This is a genomic window from Pseudomonas lyxosi, from assembly GCF_047758685.1.
In the GTDB taxonomy this organism is placed as follows: Bacteria; Pseudomonadota; Gammaproteobacteria; order Pseudomonadales; family Pseudomonadaceae; genus Aquipseudomonas; species Aquipseudomonas lyxosi.
This window is the reverse complement of the sequence record NZ_CP180481.1, coordinates 466,887-483,738: the sequence shown is the minus strand read 5'-3', so window position 1 is coordinate 483,738 and position 16,852 is coordinate 466,887. Positions and strand designations below refer to the sequence as shown.

The window sequence follows — 16,852 nt, the reverse complement described above, 5'->3', positions numbered from 1 at the left end:
GAGTGGAAGCATGCGTGGGATTTTGATGCTGGCCTTGCTGATGCTGAGTGCCTGTCAGCATGTTTCGACTCCGCCGCCGATTGTGGGCGAGATCCGGGACTTGCGCAGCGGCCAGGCTCTGACGGCAGAGGAACTGGTTGAGCGGTTGGAGTCGACTTCACGGCTGATCGTGGGCGAGCAGCATGACAATCGCGATCACCATCAACTGCAGTTGTGGTTATTGCAGTCGCTGGGTGAGCGGCGACCTCAAGGCAGTGTGCTGCTGGAAATGCTCACGCCGGATCAACAGCTGCGCGTCGATGATGTTCGTCACGCCTCGACACCACCGGTGGATTTACCCGGAGCATTAGCCTGGCAGTCTGGCTGGGACTGGAATCTGTACGGGCCGATCGTTCGCTTCGCACTGTCCCAGCCATACCCGTTGTTGGCAGCCAATCTGGACACGCTTCAAGTCCGTGCCGTTTACGCCAACCCTCCGACATTGATCGGTTCGCGCTCCAACGCTGCTTCAGTCAGGGACGAGTTGCTTAAGCAAGTCAGCGATTCTCACTGTGGTCTGCTGCCCGAATCGCAGATGCCGGCGATGCTGGCGGTCCAGCAGCAACGCGACCGGCGGATGGCCGAACGCTTGCTGGCTGCTCCTACGCCTTCGCTGCTGCTTGCCGGCGCTTACCATGCGCGCAAGGATGTCGGCGTGCCAATTCATGTGCTTGATCTGGGAGAGCCCCTGGCGCCTGTGGTGTTGATGCTGGCGGAGCAGGGCAGCAAGGTTGCACCAGCCATGGTGGATTACGTCTGGTACACGCCTGCCATGCCACCGCAGGATTACTGCGCGCAAATGCGTAAGCAATTTGGCAAGTGATCGAACGACTTTTCTCCAGGCAAAAAAAGACCCGGCAAGAGCCGGGTCAAATAACCGTGATTAGCCTGATGAGGAGATATCTGAGAGTCCGAACCAAGGGCTTTTCAAATATCGACCAGTCTCGCGACCAGTTGTGATAATCATAGCGATTCTCATTACCAAGTCAACCGCTGATTTCTCAATTCTTTGAAATGCGCTACTCGTTCGCTGGAAACGCCCGTGATCATTGGGCTTCAGCCTGTGCGGTTGAGCGAGCTCAGCTGAATGATCTGCTTGTTCAGCAGGGCAATGCGTCGGGCCATGCTCTCGATCAGACTGTGGGCGATCTTCGGATTACTTTGGGTCAGGCAGAGAAACTGATCCTTGGGGATCAGCATGACGGTGCTGGGTTCGCTGGTGATCACGCTGGCGTTACGTTTCTCGCCGGTGAACACCGCCATGGCGCCGAAAATCTCGTCCTTGGGTATATCGCCGATTTTGTGCCCGTCGACAAAGGCTTCGGCGTGGCCATCGATGATGACGAACACGTGATCCGGTTCATCGCCCTGACGGATCAACACTTCGCCACTGGCCACGCGCTGAAAACCATTGGTGCTTCGAAACTCGGGTTGTTTCAGGCGGGCGAGTGCGTCGGATAGCAGGGCGGACTGACCGGCCATGTATTGAAGGAACAGCTCCGAACGCTCCGGGTCGGCGTAGATATGCTGAAAAACCTCGGAGCGCAGATAAGGCGTCAGTGCTAACGGGCTATCGCTGCGAAAGCGGCAACGCGGCAGCTCCGTGCCCTGGCGCAAGCCGATCAGATCTCCCTCGTGCAGATAGAACAATGCCCGCTCGTCGATGTACCCATGCAGCAGGCCATTGTCCAGCACAAACAGTTGATCGCCGGGTAACAGGACGGCCAGATCATCGACGGCTGAAAATTCCAGGCTCGGTCCGCACGGCATCAAACCTTCCAGCAGCCGGACGGGAATATGTTGCAGTCGGTTGATCAGCGCGTCGGCGTAAGCCGGTTGTTCCCCAAGTAGGTACATGGCTGCTGCGTCCGTTCAGTTCTTGTGACGTGACGAGATAGCTTCCAGCTGTTTGTTCAAGGCGTCCTTGCGCTCGGCGGGAATGTCATTCCAGTGCACATCCATCAGGGCACCTTCGATGGCATACAACAACACTTTGGACGCCCGAAACCCGCGCGTGCGCACGGCCCGATAAGCATCCACCGCCCCCAGGCGACGCAAGTCCGAGGCGCTGTGGATGCCCACGGCATGCAGCCACTGCGCCGACGTCTTGCCAAGATTCTTCAGGTGCTGCAGTTCATCATTCATCAAGCCTCCTTGCGACGGCCGAACGGTGCGTGGGCGAGCTTCTCAGGAGTGTAGCCATCAGTAGGAAAAGCGTGATTGTTTGGTCGGTTTCGACGCAAAAGCTTCTAAGAAGCGAAGTCTTGAAGCTGCGTGAAAGTCTGCGAGCGCGGTAGGAAGAGAGGGCGGCGGAATCAGGATTCCGGGCAAAATATGCCCTGCGTTCAGCGCAATGCGGGGGCGCCGAACGGGTCAGTTAAAAGTCGCTTTTAGCGGGTGCGATAACGCAGGCGTGTGCCGAAATTCATCGACATCAGGATCTCGTCAGCACTCAGCTCTGGAGGGAAGTAGGCGCCGGAGATCTGTGCATGAGCAAGGCTCGCGCCTTCCAGGGAAGCGTTGCGAAAGTCGATGCCGCGCAAGTCGGCGGAGCGGAAGTAGGCATCGGTAAAGTCGACGCCGTCGGCGTTCAGTTCACGTAGGTCCAGCCCCCGGAAATCGCCACCGACCATGTCGATAGGTCCGTCTTTTGGACGCTCGTTGTTGAAGCCTGTGATGTCGTCTTTGTGCAGCAACGCATAAAGCGGGGTGTCGAGAAGTTTCGGCTGGCTCATGTCACATCACCTGTTGGTTTTATGACGCCAGTATAGTGCCACTATTTGGCGGCCGTGAAGCCGGCGAAGGCTTCACGGCTGAAATAGTTTCTTACAGACCAGGCAGGCGCTGGCGAATCTGTGCAACGACGGTGTCGAGGGTTCCGCTTTCATTGGTCTGAACGCGTTTGCTGCAGAGAATCTCTTCGGGCGTCAGGGCCTCACGAGTGGCTTGCTGGGCTTCGATTACGGCCAGGTTGGCGTCGGACGGGTCCTTTTTGTCTGCCTGACGCAGGGCCAGCCAGCTCTCGATCACCGCTTGCGGCGCATTGCAATCGAGGATCAGGAATGGCGCGCCGGTGGCTTCGGCGATTTTCGCTGCGCCGTCACGCTGGTCGCGCTTGAGGTACGTCGCATCGACTACCACTGGGAAACCAGCACGCAGGATCACCGCGGCAATTTCATGCAGGCGGGTGTAAGTGGCGGCGCTGGCGTCGGCGCTGTAGATGCCGGCCTGAGGGTCGTTTGGCACGGTTTGCTCGCCGAACAGACGTTTGCGCTCTACATCGGAACGCAGGCGAATGGCGCCCAACGCTTCCACCAGGCGCATGGCCACGTGACTCTTGCCGACGGCAGAAACACCGTGGGTGATAGCCATGAAGCGCGAAGGAATGGTGCTGTAGCTTTCCGCCAGGTTGGCGTAGTTGCGGTACTGACGCAGGGTGGTGGCACGCTGAACCGGGTCGGCCTCGGCCGGCATGCTGAACAGGCTGACCTTGGCGCGAACCAGTGCACGATAGGCTTTATAGAAGTTCAGCAACTCAAGGCCCTGGTAATCGCCGGTCAGTTCCAGATACTGGCTGATGAAGCGGCGCGCCAGACTCTTCAGGCCACGGTCTTCCAGGTCCATCGCCAGGAAGCCGGTGTCGGCATAAACGTCGGTGAAGCGGAACGGTTCGTTGAACTCGATGCAGTCGAAGATCACGACCTTGCCGTCGATCACGGTGGCGTTGCCCAGGTGGATGTCACCGTGGCATTCGCGGATGAAGCCGTCGGCCTTGCGCTGGGCGAACAGTGGCTTGAGGCGTTCGAAGCTGCTTTCGGCCCAGGCTTGCAGCGCATCCAGTTGCAGCAGGTCGGCCTTGTCGCTGAGGAACGGGCGGATCTGTTCGAAGTTCTGGCGTACCGGCGCCATCACGCTGTCCGGCGTGCCGGCTTCGTGTTCGGCAGGCACTTTCGGCGCGCTGAGGTGGAATTGGGCAATCTGCGCGGCCATCTCGTCGATGTGCAAGGGGGTCAATTCGCCGTTGGCTTGCAGCGTGCTGAGCAGTTGGCTCTGTGGGAATTGACGCATTTTCAGTGCGTAATCGACGACCGGACCCTCGCCACCCAGTTGTGGGGCTTCGGCGCTGCCGGTGATTGGCAACACTTCGAGATACAAATCGTTGGTCAGGCGCTGGTTAAGACGCAGCTCTTCCCCGCAAAAATGCTTGCGAGCATCGAGATTGGTGAAATCCAGGAAGCCGAAATTCACTGGTTTCTTCACTTTATAAGCAAAGGGGCCAGTGAGGATTACCCAGGAAATATGGGTTTCGATGACCTGGAACCCGTCTACGGGATGCGGGTAGAGGGCCGGGTTTTGCAGGGCAGCGATCAGGGACTGGCTCACAGGCGATCCTTCAGAGTCTGGGGAAAATTCATGGCCGTCATTATGGCCGCAAGTCCGTCTGACGCAAACCTCGGAGGGCTCCTGTTGAGTATGAATAAAGTGCGTATAATCCGCCGCCATGACTCGTACTCGATCCCCCCGCACCCCAAAAAAACCACCTTCCAAGGGCCTGCGCCCCTGGCTGGGCTGGGCCCTTAAACTCAGTCTGGTCGGCCTTGTGGTGCTGGCCGGGTTCGCGGTTTACCTCGACGCGATCGTCCAGGAGAAGTTCTCCGGCAAGCGCTGGACCATCCCGGCCAAGGTGTACGCGCGCCCGCTGGAGCTGTTCGTCGGACAAAAGCTCAGCAAGGACGATTTTCTGACCGAGCTCGATGCCTTGGGCTATCGACGTGAAAGCGTGAGCAATGGACCCGGCGCGGCGGCGGTCAGCGGCAATACCGTCGACTTGAATACCCGTGGCTTCCAGTTCTATGAAGGTATGGAGCAAGCGCAACCAGTACGGGTGCGTTTCTCTGGCGACTACGTAGCCGAACTTTCGGCGACCAACGGTTCGAAACTCTCTGTGGTGCGGTTGGAACCGCTACTGATTGGCGGGATTTACCCGAAAAATCTCGAAGATCGCATTTTGATCAAAATCGATCAGGTCCCGCCTTATCTGCTGGAAACTCTGGTCGCCGTGGAAGACCGGGATTTCTACAGCCACTGGGGCGTGTCGCCCAAGTCGATTGCCCGAGCCATCTATGTCAACACCTCTGGCGGCAAGATGACCCAGGGCGGCAGTACGCTGACGCAACAATTGGTCAAAAACTTCTACCTGACCAGCGAACGCAGCCTGACCCGTAAACTCACCGAAGCCATGATGGCGATGTTGCTTGAGCTGCATTATGACAAACGAGAAATTCTTGAGGCTTACCTCAATGAAGTGTTCGTCGGTCAGGATGGGCAGCGAGCGGTGCACGGTTTCGGCTTGGCAAGCCAGTTTTTCTTCGCGCAGCCGTTGTCTGAACTGAAGCTGCATCAAGTCGCGATGCTGGTGGGCATGGTCAAGGGGCCGTCCTATTACAACCCTCGTCGCAATCCTGAACGGGCGCTTGAACGGCGCAACCTCGTGCTCGATGTACTTGAGCAGCAAGGTGTTGCCACCGCCGATCAGGTCGCTGCTGCGAAGAAAATGCCACTGGGTGTGACGACTCGCGGCAAGCTGGCCGACAGCTCGTTCCCCGGCTTCCTCGACCTGGTCAAGCGTCAGCTGCGCGAAGATTATCGCGATGAAGACTTGACCGAAGAAGGCCTGCGGATCTTCACCAGTTTCGACCCGATCCTGCAGATGAAAGCCGAGGCGTCGGTCAACGACACCTTCAAGAGACTCTCCGGGCGCAAGGGTTCCGATGAGGTTGAAGCGGCCATGGTCGTGACCAACCCGGAAACCGGTGAAGTCCAGGCCATGATCGGCAGTCGTCAGGCGAGTTTTGCCGGCTTCAACCGTGCGCTGGATGCTGTACGACCTATCGGCTCTTTGATCAAGCCGGCGGTTTATCTGACAGCCCTTGAGAAGCCGAGCCAGTACACATTGACCAGTTGGCTGTCGGACGATTCCTTCTCGGTCAAAGGCGCGGACGGTCAAGTCTGGAAACCGCAGAACTATGATCGCCGCTCCCATGGCACCGTATTCCTGTATCAGGGCCTGGCGCATTCCTACAACCTGTCGACCGCGCGTCTCGGGTTGGCGGTGGGCGTACCGAATGTCCTGAAGACCCTGGCGCGTCTCGGTGTGAGTCGCGAATTCCCGGCGTTCCCGTCGATGTTGCTGGGCGCTGGCGGTCTGACCCCGATCGAAGTGGCGACCATGTACCAGACCCTGGCCAACGGTGGTTTCAATACGCCGATGCGCGGGATCCGTAGCGTATTGACCGCTGAAGGCGAACCGCTCAAGCGTTATCCGTTTCAGATTCAGCAGCGTTTCGATCCCGCCTCTATTTATCTGATCCAGAGCGCCATGCAGCGGGTCATGCGTGAAGGTACCGGCAGTTCGGTTTACAACGTGTTGCCGAAAACCCTGACCCTGGCCGGCAAGACCGGTACCAGTAACGATTCGCGGGACAGCTGGTTTGCCGGTTTCAGTCAGGACCTGCTGGCAGTGGTCTGGCTGGGTCGCGATGACAACGGCAAGACTCCATTCACCGGCGCCACCGGTGCGCTGCAGGTCTGGACCAGTTTCATGCGCAAGGCCGATCCGTTGCCGCTGGACATGCCGCAGCCAGATAACATTGTTCAGGCCTGGGTCGATTCGCGTACCGGACAAGGCTCTGATGCCAACTGCCCAGGTGCGGTGCAGATGCCGTATATTCGCGGCAGCGAACCGCCTCCCGGTGCCGCTTGCGGTGGCGAAAGCCCTGTTTCCGGCGAAACGGTGATGGATTGGGTCAAGGGCTGGATGAATTAAGCAAAGAGGGTTTCAAGTGAACAAGTGGTTGATTCCAGCGGTTACCGTCGTGGCTTTGCTCAGCGGTTGCTCCTCCGTACAACGCGGGTCGATTCCGGTTGTGGATTCCGGTAGCGCCGTTTCGAACAGTGAACGGGTTTCGGCGAATGGCGGTTTCCGTCAGACGACGACTAAACGTCCTGCGCAAGCCCAGACTCAGGCAATCCCGCAAGGTGATACCGGCGTCGTCGTGATGGTGCCAGGTGGTGGCGCAGTGACGTCGGCACCGATCAGCACTGCGCCGATCACGCCAGGCCCGATTACTCCGGGGCCGATCGATACCTCGCCGGTCCAGTCGACACCGGTCAATCAGGGCAGCTACAGCATGCCGTCGACACCGAGCGGGATTCCTTCGGCGAACTCCGGTGGCTTGTCTGCCGACGAGCAATTGGACGGTCCGGTTCTGGCCTTGCTGACCACCGCTCAGCAGCAACAGGCGAGCGGTGATCTCAACGGTGCTTCTTCCAGCCTCGAGCGCGCCCAGCGTGTTGCGCCGCGTGAGCCGCAAGTGCTTTATCGTCTGGCTCAGGTGCGTATGGCTCAAGGCGATGCTGCACAAGCCGAGCAGTTTGCTCGTCGTGGCCTGACCTTCGCCAACGGTCGTCCGGCACTTCAGGCCAGTCTGTGGCAATTGATCGCTCAGGCGCGTGAGAAACAGGGTGATTCTGCTGGCGCAGCATTGGCCCGTCAGAAGGCCAAGGTATCGCTGTGATGGATGCACGCTTTCCGAAGATTGCCGAACAGCTGCTGTTGATCGAGCGCGAGCTGCGGGTTCAGGGGTGGTGGGACGAGGTCTCGCCCTCCGCCGAAGCGCTTTCCAGTGTCGAACCATTCTCGGTCGATACGCTGGATTTCGAGCAGTGGCTGCAATGGATCTTCCTTCCGCGGATGAAGGTGATCCTCGAGCAGGATCTGCCCTTGCCAAACGCTTCGGGAATTCAGGAAATGGCCGAAATGGTCTTCGCTGCCCGTAATGTCCAGGGCAAGGATCGGCAACTGCAGGTGCTGCTCAAAGAGTTTGATCTGCTGATCACCGCCTCTCGCTGAATCAGAACTGCCAGCGTCTACTGGCAGTTATCCGCAATCTGTTTCTGTGCTTCGCTAATGCGATCCTGCCGCTGCTGGTCGGTCAGGCGGCGCATCTCACCTTCGACATCCTCCCGTATTCGCGGATTGTTCTGCAGCTGAGCCAGGTTCGTCCGTGCCTGTTCGCAGAATGCCTTTAGCTGGGCTTGCTGCTCGGTCACCTGCTTTTTCACTTTTTTGTCGATGGCCTGTTGATCGCCAATGGCACTGCTGCGTGGCGACGGGGGCTGGTTGCTTGCAGGCGAGGAGGGCGTGACCACGGTGGTGGCTTCCCGGCCTTGGGGCGGCTGGGCGTCGAAGTGGGTAACGCCCTGGGCGTCGACCCATTTGTAGATCTGAGCGGCCATGCACAGAGGGCTGATGCCAATCAGCAGGCTGGCGGTCAGGAAAAACGTTCGCATGCCATTTCCTTGTATTGGGTTGCGCAATTGAAGCTAACACAGTTGCTGTTTAGCGGTTTTTTCTTGCTTTCTCATGTGCTTAGTTCAATAAAGCACATAGACGACTTGACTTGGAGAGGACGAAACAGAAGAATCCAAAGTCCGCTGTAGAGGGACTGCCAGAAGCAGGCCCGCTCAGCAGATCATGAGGCGCACATCCGCGCCGACCTGTTACACCCGCAACGCGTTACCTCGCGCTGGGTGGGAAAGGCCCGCAACACTTGGGACGATCCCAATACTTGCTCAGTCAGTGCTGACGTAGTCGGCGACCACCGTCGCTCATGCTCTGCTGAGAAGTAAACCTATTAAGACCCGTCCCCTTTTATGTGGGCGGTATTCTGGCGTTTTAGAGGTGAACAACGTGGAGCTTTTATCTGGCGGTGAGATGCTCGTCCGCTTTTTGCGTGACGAAGGCGTCAAATATATCTACGGGTACCCGGGTGGTGCTCTTCTTCATGTCTACGATGCCCTGTTCAAAGAACCGGAAGTGACCCACATCCTGGTTCGTCACGAACAGGCTGCGACCCATATGGCTGACGGCTATGCCCGTGCCACCGGTAAAGCCGGTGTGGTACTGGTGACCTCCGGCCCGGGCGCAACCAACGCCATTACCGGTATTGCCACGGCCTACATGGACTCCATTCCGATGGTGGTCATTTCCGGCCAGGTGCCTAGCACTATGGTGGGCACCGATGCGTTCCAGGAAACCGACATGATCGGTATCTCCCGGCCGATCGTGAAGCACAGCTTCATGATCAAGCACGCGTCGGAAATCCCGGAAGTCATGAAGAAAGCGTTTTACCTCGCGCAATCCGGTCGTCCTGGTCCGGTCGTTGTCGATATCCCGAAAGACATGACCAACCCGGCCGAGAAGTTCGAATATATCTTCCCGAAAAAAGCCAAGCTGCGTTCCTACAGCCCGGCCGTTCGCGGCCACTCCGGGCAAATCCGCAAAGCGGCAGAAATGCTCCTGGCGGCCAAGCGTCCTGTGATGTACGCAGGCGGCGGCGTGATTCTCGGTGGTGGCTCCGCGCCGCTGACCGAGTTGGCGAAGATGCTCAACCTGCCAGTGACCAATACCCTGATGGGTCTGGGTGCCTACCCTGGCACCGACCGTCAGTTCATCGGCATGCTCGGCATGCACGGCAGTTACACCGCTAACCTGGCGATGCACCATGCCGACGTGATCCTTGCAGTCGGCGCTCGTTTCGATGACCGCGTGATCAACGGCCCGGCCAAGTTCTGTCCGAATGCCAAGATCATTCACATCGACATCGACCCGGCTTCGATTTCCAAGACCATCAAGGCAGACGTACCTATCGTCGGTCCGGTCGAGAGTGTCCTGACCGAGATGGTCGCGATCCTCAAGGAAATCGGCGAGACCCCGAACAAGGAGTCTGTTGCCAGCTGGTGGAAGCAAGTTGATGAGTGGCGCGGTGACCGCGGCCTGTTCCCTTACGACAAGGGCGACGGCAGCGTCATCAAGCCGCAGACCGTGATCGAAACCCTGTGCGAAGTCACCAGGGGCGATGCCTTTGTGGCCTCCGACGTGGGCCAGCACCAAATGTTCGCGGCGCAGTACTACACGTTCAACAAGCCGAACCGCTGGATCAATTCCGGTGGCCTGGGCACCATGGGCTTCGGTTTTCCGGCGGCCATGGGCATCAAGCTGAGCTTCCCGGATGACGACGTCGTCTGCGTGACGGGCGAGGGCAGTATCCAGATGAACATTCAGGAACTGTCCACCTGTCTGCAATATGGCTTGCCGGTGAAAATCGTCATCCTGAACAACGGTGTTCTGGGTATGGTTCGCCAGTGGCAAGACATGAGCTATGGCAGCCGTCACTCGCATTCCTACATGGAGTCGCTGCCTGACTTCGTCAAGTTGGCGGAGGCCTATGGTCACGTCGGCGTGCGCATCACCGACTCGAAAGATTTGAAGTCGAAGATGGAGGAAGCGTTTGCCATGAAAGATCGCCTGGTGGTGCTCGATATTTCGGTCGACACCAGCGAGCACGTCTACCCGATGCAGATCAAAGACGGCTCCATGCGTGATATGTGGCTGAGCAAGACGGAGCGTACTTAATCATGCGGCACATTATTTCCTTGCTTCTGGAAAACGAACCGGGCGCTCTGTCTCGTGTAGTCGGCCTGTTCTCGCAGCGCAACTACAACATCGAAAGCCTGACCGTGGCACCTACGGAAGACCCGACCCTGTCGCGTCTGACGCTGACCACGGTTGGTCACGATGAAGTCATCGAGCAGATCACCAAGAACCTGAACAAGTTGATCGAAGTGGTCAAACTGGTCGACCTGTCGGAGAGTGCTCACATCGAGCGCGAGCTGATGCTGGTCAAGGTCAAGGCTACCGGTGCCCAGCGCGCCGAGATCAAACGCACTACCGATATTTATCGTGGGCAGATCGTTGACGTCAGCGCTAGCGTGTATACCGTTCAATTGACCGGTACCAGCGATAAGCTCGACAGCTTCATTCAGTCCATTGGCACCGCCTCGATTCTGGAAACCGTCCGCAGCGGCGTAACCGGTATTGCCCGCGGCGACAAAGTACTCAGCATCTAAACCAAATTAGCGAATGGCCTGAACGGCCTGGATATATAGGGGAATTTCATGAAAGTTTATTACGAAAAAGACTGCGACCTGTCGATCATCCAGGGCAAGAAAGTTGCCATCATCGGTTACGGCTCCCAGGGCCACGCTCAAGCGTGCAACCTGAAAGACTCCGGCGTTGACGTTACTGTTGGCCTGCGTAAAGGTTCGGCCACTGTTGCCAAAGCCGAAGCTCACGGCCTGAAAGTGACCGACGTTGCTTCCGCTGTTGCGGCTGCCGACCTGGTCATGATCCTGACCCCGGACGAGTTCCAGTCCGCTCTGTACAAGAACGAAATCGAGCCGAACATCAAGAAAGGCGCCACCCTGGCCTTCTCCCACGGCTTCGCGATCCACTACAACCAGGTTGTTCCGCGCGCTGACCTCGACGTGATCATGATCGCGCCGAAAGCTCCGGGCCACACCGTGCGTTCCGAGTTCGTCAAAGGCGGCGGTATCCCTGACCTGATCGCTATCTATCAGGATGCTTCCGGCAACGCCAAAAACGTTGCACTGTCCTACGCTGCTGGCGTTGGTGGCGGTCGTACCGGCATCATCGAAACCACCTTCAAGGACGAGACTGAAACCGACCTGTTCGGCGAACAAGCCGTTCTGTGCGGCGGTACCGTTGAGCTGGTTAAAGCCGGTTTCGAAACCCTGGTTGAAGCTGGCTACGCGCCGGAAATGGCCTACTTCGAATGCCTGCACGAACTGAAGCTGATCGTTGACCTCATGTACGAAGGCGGTATCGCCAACATGAACTACTCGATCTCCAACAACGCTGAATACGGCGAGTACGTGACCGGTCCGGAAGTGATCAACGCCGAATCCCGTCAGGCCATGCGCAACGCCCTGAAACGTATTCAGGACGGCGAATACGCCAAGATGTTCATCAGCGAAGGCGCTACCGGCTATCCTTCGATGACCGCCAAGCGTCGTAACAACGCCGCTCACGGTATCGAAATCATCGGCGAGCAACTGCGCTCCATGATGCCGTGGATCGGTGCCAACAAGATCGTCGACAAAGCTAAAAACTAAGTCGCGCACTTGTACGAAAAACGCGGCCTAGGCCGCGTTTTTTCGTTTGGGTGGCTGGTTCTGGTATAAAGCTGCATCGTTTGCGGCCGAACCGTCGTCCCAGACACCTGTCCAAACTTTCCACCCCGTTGCAAGGTAATGTCCATGAGCGAACGTCCCGAAGAGCCAAACCAGGCTTCTGACGCCGAAAGCCTGCTGCCCATCGATGAACACATCGAGGAAGGGCATGACGCTGAAGGTCGTAAAGTCCGGCATCGTGGTATCTATCTTCTGCCGAATCTGTTCACCACTGCGAATCTGTTCGCAGGGTTTTATTCCATCATCAACTCGATGAGCGCCCAGAGCGCCTTGAGTGCCGGTGATTCGATTGGTGCGAGCAAGTATTTTGCTTTTGCAGCGATCGCGATTTTTGTCGCGATGGTGCTCGACGGCCTCGATGGTCGCGTTGCCCGTATGACTAATACCCAGAGCGCCTTCGGTGCCGAGTACGACTCGCTGTCCGACATGGTCGCCTTTGGTGTCGCGCCGGCATTGCTTGCGTTCGGTTGGGCCTTGGGCGACATGGGGAAGGTCGGCTGGATGGTCGCCTTCATTTATGTAGCTGGTGCGGCGTTGCGCCTGGCGCGTTTCAATACCCAGGTCGGCACTGCGGACAAGCGCTACTTCATTGGTCTGGCCAGTCCGGCTGCTGCTGGTGTGGTCGCAGGCATTGTCTGGGCGTTCAGTGATTACGGCATTCAGGGTTCGAAGATGTCCTTCCTGGTTGCACTGATGGTCGCTGCCGCCGGCATGCTGATGGTCAGCAACATCAAGTACAACAGCTTCAAGGAGCTGGACTTGAAAGGGCGTGTACCTTTCGTGGCGATTCTCGCCGTGGTGTTGGTGTTTGCCGTGGTGTTCAGTGATCCGCCGCGCATCCTGCTGCTGGTTTTCCTCGCTTATGCAGCCTCTGGCCCGGTTCAATATCTGTTACGTCTTCGTCGGCACAAAAACGTTTAACTTCCCTCATACTCCGCAGTCTATTGGTGCATCTGTTCTCCAAAGCTGCGGAGTTACCATGCTGATCAAAGTCTCCAAAGTGTCTGACTGCCACGAGTCGGACGTCACGCCTGAATCCTTCTATCTATCTCGTCGCAATGTTCTCGGTGCCGCCGTTGCCGGTTTGGCCATGAGCAGCCTGCCGCGTTGGGCGGCTGCGGATGATGCTGTGCGTTATGCGGATGTTGAGCCTGGCAAGGCGCCTTCCTGGTTTGCCGAAAAACTTCCTTCTACCAAGTGGGGCGCGGTCAGCGTCAAGGATGAGGCGATCACGCCATTCAAGGACGCGACCCATTACAACAACTTCTACGAGTTCGGCACCGATAAAGGTGATCCTGCCGCCAACGCCGGCGCGCTGAAAACCGAACCTTGGAGTGTGGTGGTGGACGGGGAGGTGGGCAAGCCGGGGCGGTATGCACTGGAAGACTTCATGAAGCCTTATCAGTTGGAGGAGCGCATCTACCGTCTTCGCTGTGTAGAGGCCTGGTCAATGGTCATTCCATGGATCGGATTTCCCATCTCGGCCTTGCTCAAGGAAGTTGAGCCGACGTCCAATGCCAAATTCATTCGCTTCGAAACCCTGGAAGATCCCAAGAGCATGCCCGGGCAACGTTCCGGTTTTGCCTTGATTGACTGGCCTTATGTGGAAGGGCTGCGCCTGGATGAGGCGATGAACCCGTTGGCGATTCTTGCCGTGGGTATGTATGGGCGGGAGTTGCCGAATCAGAACGGCGCGCCTCTGCGTTTGGTGGTCCCGTGGAAGTACGGCTTCAAGAGCATCAAATCCATCGTGCGGATCAGTCTGGTGAGTGAGCAGCCTAAAACCACCTGGCAGAGCATTGCCTCGGATGAGTATGGTTTTTATGCGAACGTGAATCCTGCGGTCGACCATCCACGTTGGACTCAGGCGCGTGAGCGGCGTTTGCCGAGTGGATTGTTCAAGCCCAATGTGCGGGACACGCAGATGTTCAATGGCTACTCGGATGAAGTCGCCTCCTTATATACAGGGCTCGATTTGCGGAAGAACTACTGATGCGATTTCCGTTTTGGCGAATTGGCGTCTTTATAGCTGCTGCGGTCTGGCCGCTGCTTTGGTTGTATCAGGCCTGGGAGGATGTGCTGGGGCCTGATCCGGGCAAGGTGCTGGTTGACCGGTTGGGGCTGGGGACGCTTGTCCTGCTGCTCATTACTTTAAGCATGACACCTGTGCAGAGGCTTACCGGTTGGGCGGGGTGGGTTGCTGTCCGGCGGCAACTGGGGCTGTGGTGCTTCGCTTATGTGGTTTTGCATTTGAGTGGGTATACGGCGTTCATCCTCGGCTTTGATTGGTCGCAGTTGGGTGTCGAGTTGCGCAAACGGCCGTACATTATTGTCGGGACGCTGGGGTTTCTCTGTTTGTTGGCCTTGGCGGTGACCTCAAATCGCTATAGTCAGCGGCGTTTGGGTTCTCGCTGGAAGACATTGCATCGTCTTGCCTATGTGGTTCTCGGGCTTGGATTGCTGCATATGTTGTGGATCGTGCGTGCTGATCTAAAGGAGTGGGCGGTTTACGCTTCTATAGGTGCATTGCTATTAGTGTTGCGACTACCCCCTGTAATCCGCCGAATCCCCCGTTTAATTGCTAAAAAGGCACCTTCTGCAAGGAAAGCGTAATTAAGGGTTGACGGCAGATTCTGGAAGTCTATAATTCGCCCCACTTCCGGCGCAGTCGAAACGGAAAACTCCTTGGTAAACAATGAGTTAAGCAGTTTTCGACAGCGAGTTGCTTCAGGTCATCGAAGCCCAGAAGGAGTTGAAAGAGCGAGGTTGTTTGGCTCTTTTAACGGTTCGATCTTCTCGGTCGAAAGCGGGGTAAAAGAGGTGTTGACAGCAGCGAGTAACGCTGTAGAATTCGCCTCCCGCTGACGAGAGATCGCAAGCGCAAGTGGTTGAAGTTGCAAAGGAAACTTTGAAAACTTCGGAAAATAACCGCTTGACAGCAACAGAGGCTGCTGTAGAATGCGCGCCTCGGTTGAGACGAAAGCTCTTAACCAACCGCTCTTTAACAACTGAATCAAGCAATTCGTGTGGGTGCTTGTGGAGTCAGACTGATAGTCAACAAGATTATCAGCATCACAAGTTACTCCGCGAGAAATCAAAGATGTAACCAACGATTGCTGAGCCAAGTTTAGGGTTTCTTAAAAACCCAAAGATGTTTGAACTGAAGAGTTTGATCATGGCTCAGATTGAACGCTGGCGGCAGGCCTAACACATGCAAGTCGAGCGGCAGCACGGGTACTTGTACCTGGTGGCGAGCGGCGGACGGGTGAGTAATGCCTAGGAATCTGCCTGGTAGTGGGGGATAACGCTCGGAAACGGACGCTAATACCGCATACGTCCTACGGGAGAAAGCAGGGGACCTTCGGGCCTTGCGCTATCAGATGAGCCTAGGTCGGATTAGCTAGTTGGTGAGGTAATGGCTCACCAAGGCGACGATCCGTAACTGGTCTGAGAGGATGATCAGTCACACTGGAACTGAGACACGGTCCAGACTCCTACGGGAGGCAGCAGTGGGGAATATTGGACAATGGGCGAAAGCCTGATCCAGCCATGCCGCGTGTGTGAAGAAGGTCTTCGGATTGTAAAGCACTTTAAGTTGGGAGGAAGGGCATTAACCTAATACGTTGGTGTCTTGACGTTACCGACAGAATAAGCACCGGCTAACTCTGTGCCAGCAGCCGCGGTAATACAGAGGGTGCAAGCGTTAATCGGAATTACTGGGCGTAAAGCGCGCGTAGGTGGTTTGTTAAGTTGGATGTGAAATCCCCGGGCTCAACCTGGGAACTGCATTCAAAACTGACAAGCTAGAGTATGGTAGAGGGTGGTGGAATTTCCTGTGTAGCGGTGAAATGCGTAGATATAGGAAGGAACACCAGTGGCGAAGGCGACCACCTGGACTGATACTGACACTGAGGTGCGAAAGCGTGGGGAGCAAACAGGATTAGATACCCTGGTAGTCCACGCCGTAAACGATGTCAACTAGCCGTTGGGAGCCTTGAGCTCTTAGTGGCGCAGCTAACGCATTAAGTTGACCGCCTGGGGAGTACGGCCGCAAGGTTAAAACTCAAATGAATTGACGGGGGCCCGCACAAGCGGTGGAGCATGTGGTTTAATTCGAAGCAACGCGAAGAACCTTACCAGGCCTTGACATCCAATGAACTTTCCAGAGATGGATTGGTGCCTTCGGGAACATTGAGACAGGTGCTGCATGGCTGTCGTCAGCTCGTGTCGTGAGATGTTGGGTTAAGTCCCGTAACGAGCGCAACCCTTGTCCTTAGTTACCAGCACGTCATGGTGGGCACTCTAAGGAGACTGCCGGTGACAAACCGGAGGAAGGTGGGGATGACGTCAAGTCATCATGGCCCTTACGGCCTGGGCTACACACGTGCTACAATGGTCGGTACAGAGGGTTGCCAAGCCGCGAGGTGGAGCTAATCCCAGAAAACCGATCGTAGTCCGGATCGCAGTCTGCAACTCGACTGCGTGAAGTCGGAATCGCTAGTAATCGCGAATCAGAATGTCGCGGTGAATACGTTCCCGGGCCTTGTACACACCGCCCGTCACACCATGGGAGTGGGTTGCACCAGAAGTAGCTAGTCTAACCTTCGGGAGGACGGTTACCACGGTGTGATTCATGACTGGGGTGAAGTCGTAACAAGGTAGCCGTAGGGGAACCTGCGGCTGGATCACCTCCTTAATC

General features: G+C 57.0%; 16 protein-coding genes and 1 rRNA gene. 11 read left to right on the top strand and 6 right to left on the bottom strand.

The window, feature by feature from the left end; genetic code table 11:
* The first annotated feature begins 10 nt into the window (after positions 1 to 10).
* Positions 11 to 862, top strand: a complete 852-nt coding sequence (locus ACMXYI_RS02315) for a ChaN family lipoprotein (protein WP_415771433.1) — start codon at positions 11 to 13, stop codon at positions 860 to 862.
* Positions 863 to 1,095: 233 nt separating this feature from the next.
* On the opposite strand, the gene ACMXYI_RS02310 is transcribed toward ACMXYI_RS02315, so the two are convergent.
* The 4 genes from ACMXYI_RS02310 to ACMXYI_RS02295 form a co-directional block, all read right to left on the bottom strand.
* Positions 1,096 to 1,896 (bottom strand): Crp/Fnr family transcriptional regulator, encoded by an 801-nt coding sequence (locus ACMXYI_RS02310; protein ID WP_415771431.1) that lies wholly within the window; start codon positions 1,894 to 1,896, stop codon positions 1,096 to 1,098.
* Positions 1,897 to 1,911: 15 nt separating this feature from the next.
* Positions 1,912 to 2,184 carry a TfoX/Sxy family protein gene (locus tag ACMXYI_RS02305; protein WP_003228231.1) on the bottom strand — a complete coding sequence of 91 codons (273 nt, stop codon included), beginning with the start codon at positions 2,182 to 2,184 and terminating at the stop codon, positions 1,912 to 1,914.
* A gap of 245 nt (positions 2,185 to 2,429) precedes the next feature.
* Positions 2,430 to 2,774, bottom strand: a complete 345-nt coding sequence (locus tag ACMXYI_RS02300; RefSeq protein WP_008015079.1) for a pentapeptide repeat-containing protein — start codon at positions 2,772 to 2,774, stop codon at positions 2,430 to 2,432.
* Positions 2,775 to 2,865: 91 nt separating this feature from the next.
* The gene (locus ACMXYI_RS02295; RefSeq protein ID WP_415771430.1) at positions 2,866 to 4,422 is read right to left on the bottom strand and encodes an AAA family ATPase; all 1,557 of its coding nucleotides are present in this window, start codon (positions 4,420 to 4,422) and stop codon (positions 2,866 to 2,868) included.
* Between the two features lie 118 nt (positions 4,423 to 4,540).
* On the opposite strand from ACMXYI_RS02295, the gene mrcB reads away from it, so the two are divergent.
* Genes mrcB through ACMXYI_RS02280 form a run of 3 tightly spaced genes read left to right on the top strand, consistent with a single transcriptional unit; the run spans position 4,541 to position 7,951 of the window.
* On the top strand, positions 4,541 to 6,865 hold the full coding sequence (mrcB, locus tag ACMXYI_RS02290) for a penicillin-binding protein 1B (RefSeq protein WP_415771428.1): 2,325 nt from the start codon (positions 4,541 to 4,543) through the stop codon (positions 6,863 to 6,865).
* Between the two features lie 16 nt (positions 6,866 to 6,881).
* Positions 6,882 to 7,616, top strand: a complete 735-nt coding sequence (locus ACMXYI_RS02285; protein WP_415771427.1) for a tetratricopeptide repeat protein — start codon at positions 6,882 to 6,884, stop codon at positions 7,614 to 7,616.
* Complete coding sequence (locus ACMXYI_RS02280) at positions 7,616 to 7,951, top strand: YqcC family protein (RefSeq protein WP_033054374.1); 336 nt, start codon at positions 7,616 to 7,618, stop codon at positions 7,949 to 7,951. The genes ACMXYI_RS02285 and ACMXYI_RS02280 overlap by 1 nt, the downstream gene beginning before the upstream one ends.
* Positions 7,952 to 7,968: 17 nt before the next feature.
* On the opposite strand, the gene ACMXYI_RS02275 is transcribed toward ACMXYI_RS02280, so the two are convergent.
* Positions 7,969 to 8,391: a DUF4124 domain-containing protein gene (locus tag ACMXYI_RS02275; RefSeq protein ID WP_415771425.1), complete on the bottom strand. Its 423-nt coding sequence runs from the start codon at positions 8,389 to 8,391 to the stop codon at positions 7,969 to 7,971.
* A 400-nt stretch (positions 8,392 to 8,791) separates the two neighbouring features.
* On the opposite strand from ACMXYI_RS02275, the gene ACMXYI_RS02270 reads away from it, so the two are divergent.
* The 6 genes from ACMXYI_RS02270 (at position 8,792) to msrQ (ending at position 14,766) form a co-directional block, all read left to right on the top strand.
* Positions 8,792 to 10,516, top strand: a complete 1,725-nt coding sequence (locus ACMXYI_RS02270; RefSeq protein WP_415771423.1) for an acetolactate synthase 3 large subunit — start codon at positions 8,792 to 8,794, stop codon at positions 10,514 to 10,516.
* Positions 10,517 to 10,518: 2 nt separating this feature from the next.
* Positions 10,519 to 11,010, top strand: a complete 492-nt coding sequence (gene ilvN, locus ACMXYI_RS02265) for an acetolactate synthase small subunit (RefSeq protein ID WP_003176102.1) — start codon at positions 10,519 to 10,521, stop codon at positions 11,008 to 11,010.
* A gap of 48 nt (positions 11,011 to 11,058) precedes the next feature.
* On the top strand, positions 11,059 to 12,075 hold the full coding sequence (gene ilvC / locus ACMXYI_RS02260; RefSeq protein ID WP_007948647.1) for a ketol-acid reductoisomerase: 1,017 nt from the start codon (positions 11,059 to 11,061) through the stop codon (positions 12,073 to 12,075).
* Positions 12,076 to 12,219: 144 nt separating this feature from the next.
* Complete coding sequence (gene pssA, locus ACMXYI_RS02255) at positions 12,220 to 13,074, top strand: CDP-diacylglycerol--serine O-phosphatidyltransferase (protein WP_415771421.1); 855 nt, start codon at positions 12,220 to 12,222, stop codon at positions 13,072 to 13,074.
* A 58-nt stretch (positions 13,075 to 13,132) separates the two neighbouring features.
* The gene (msrP, locus tag ACMXYI_RS02250; protein ID WP_415771420.1) at positions 13,133 to 14,146 is read left to right on the top strand and encodes a protein-methionine-sulfoxide reductase catalytic subunit MsrP; all 1,014 of its coding nucleotides are present in this window, start codon (positions 13,133 to 13,135) and stop codon (positions 14,144 to 14,146) included.
* Entirely contained in the window at positions 14,146 to 14,766 is a 621-nt protein-coding gene (gene msrQ, locus ACMXYI_RS02245) for a protein-methionine-sulfoxide reductase heme-binding subunit MsrQ (protein WP_415771419.1), read from the top strand. The genes msrP and msrQ overlap by 1 nt, the downstream gene beginning before the upstream one ends.
* Before the next feature lie 119 nt (positions 14,767 to 14,885).
* Here msrQ and ACMXYI_RS02240 read toward each other — a convergent pair whose 3' ends face one another.
* Positions 14,886 to 15,278, bottom strand: coding sequence for a hypothetical protein (locus tag ACMXYI_RS02240; protein ID WP_415767976.1), 393 nt, complete (start codon positions 15,276 to 15,278; stop codon positions 14,886 to 14,888).
* Positions 15,279 to 15,310: 32 nt separating this feature from the next.
* On the opposite strand from ACMXYI_RS02240, the gene ACMXYI_RS02235 reads away from it, so the two are divergent.
* Positions 15,311 to 16,849, top strand: a 16S ribosomal RNA gene (locus tag ACMXYI_RS02235).
* Positions 16,850 to 16,852: the final 3 nt, after the last annotated feature.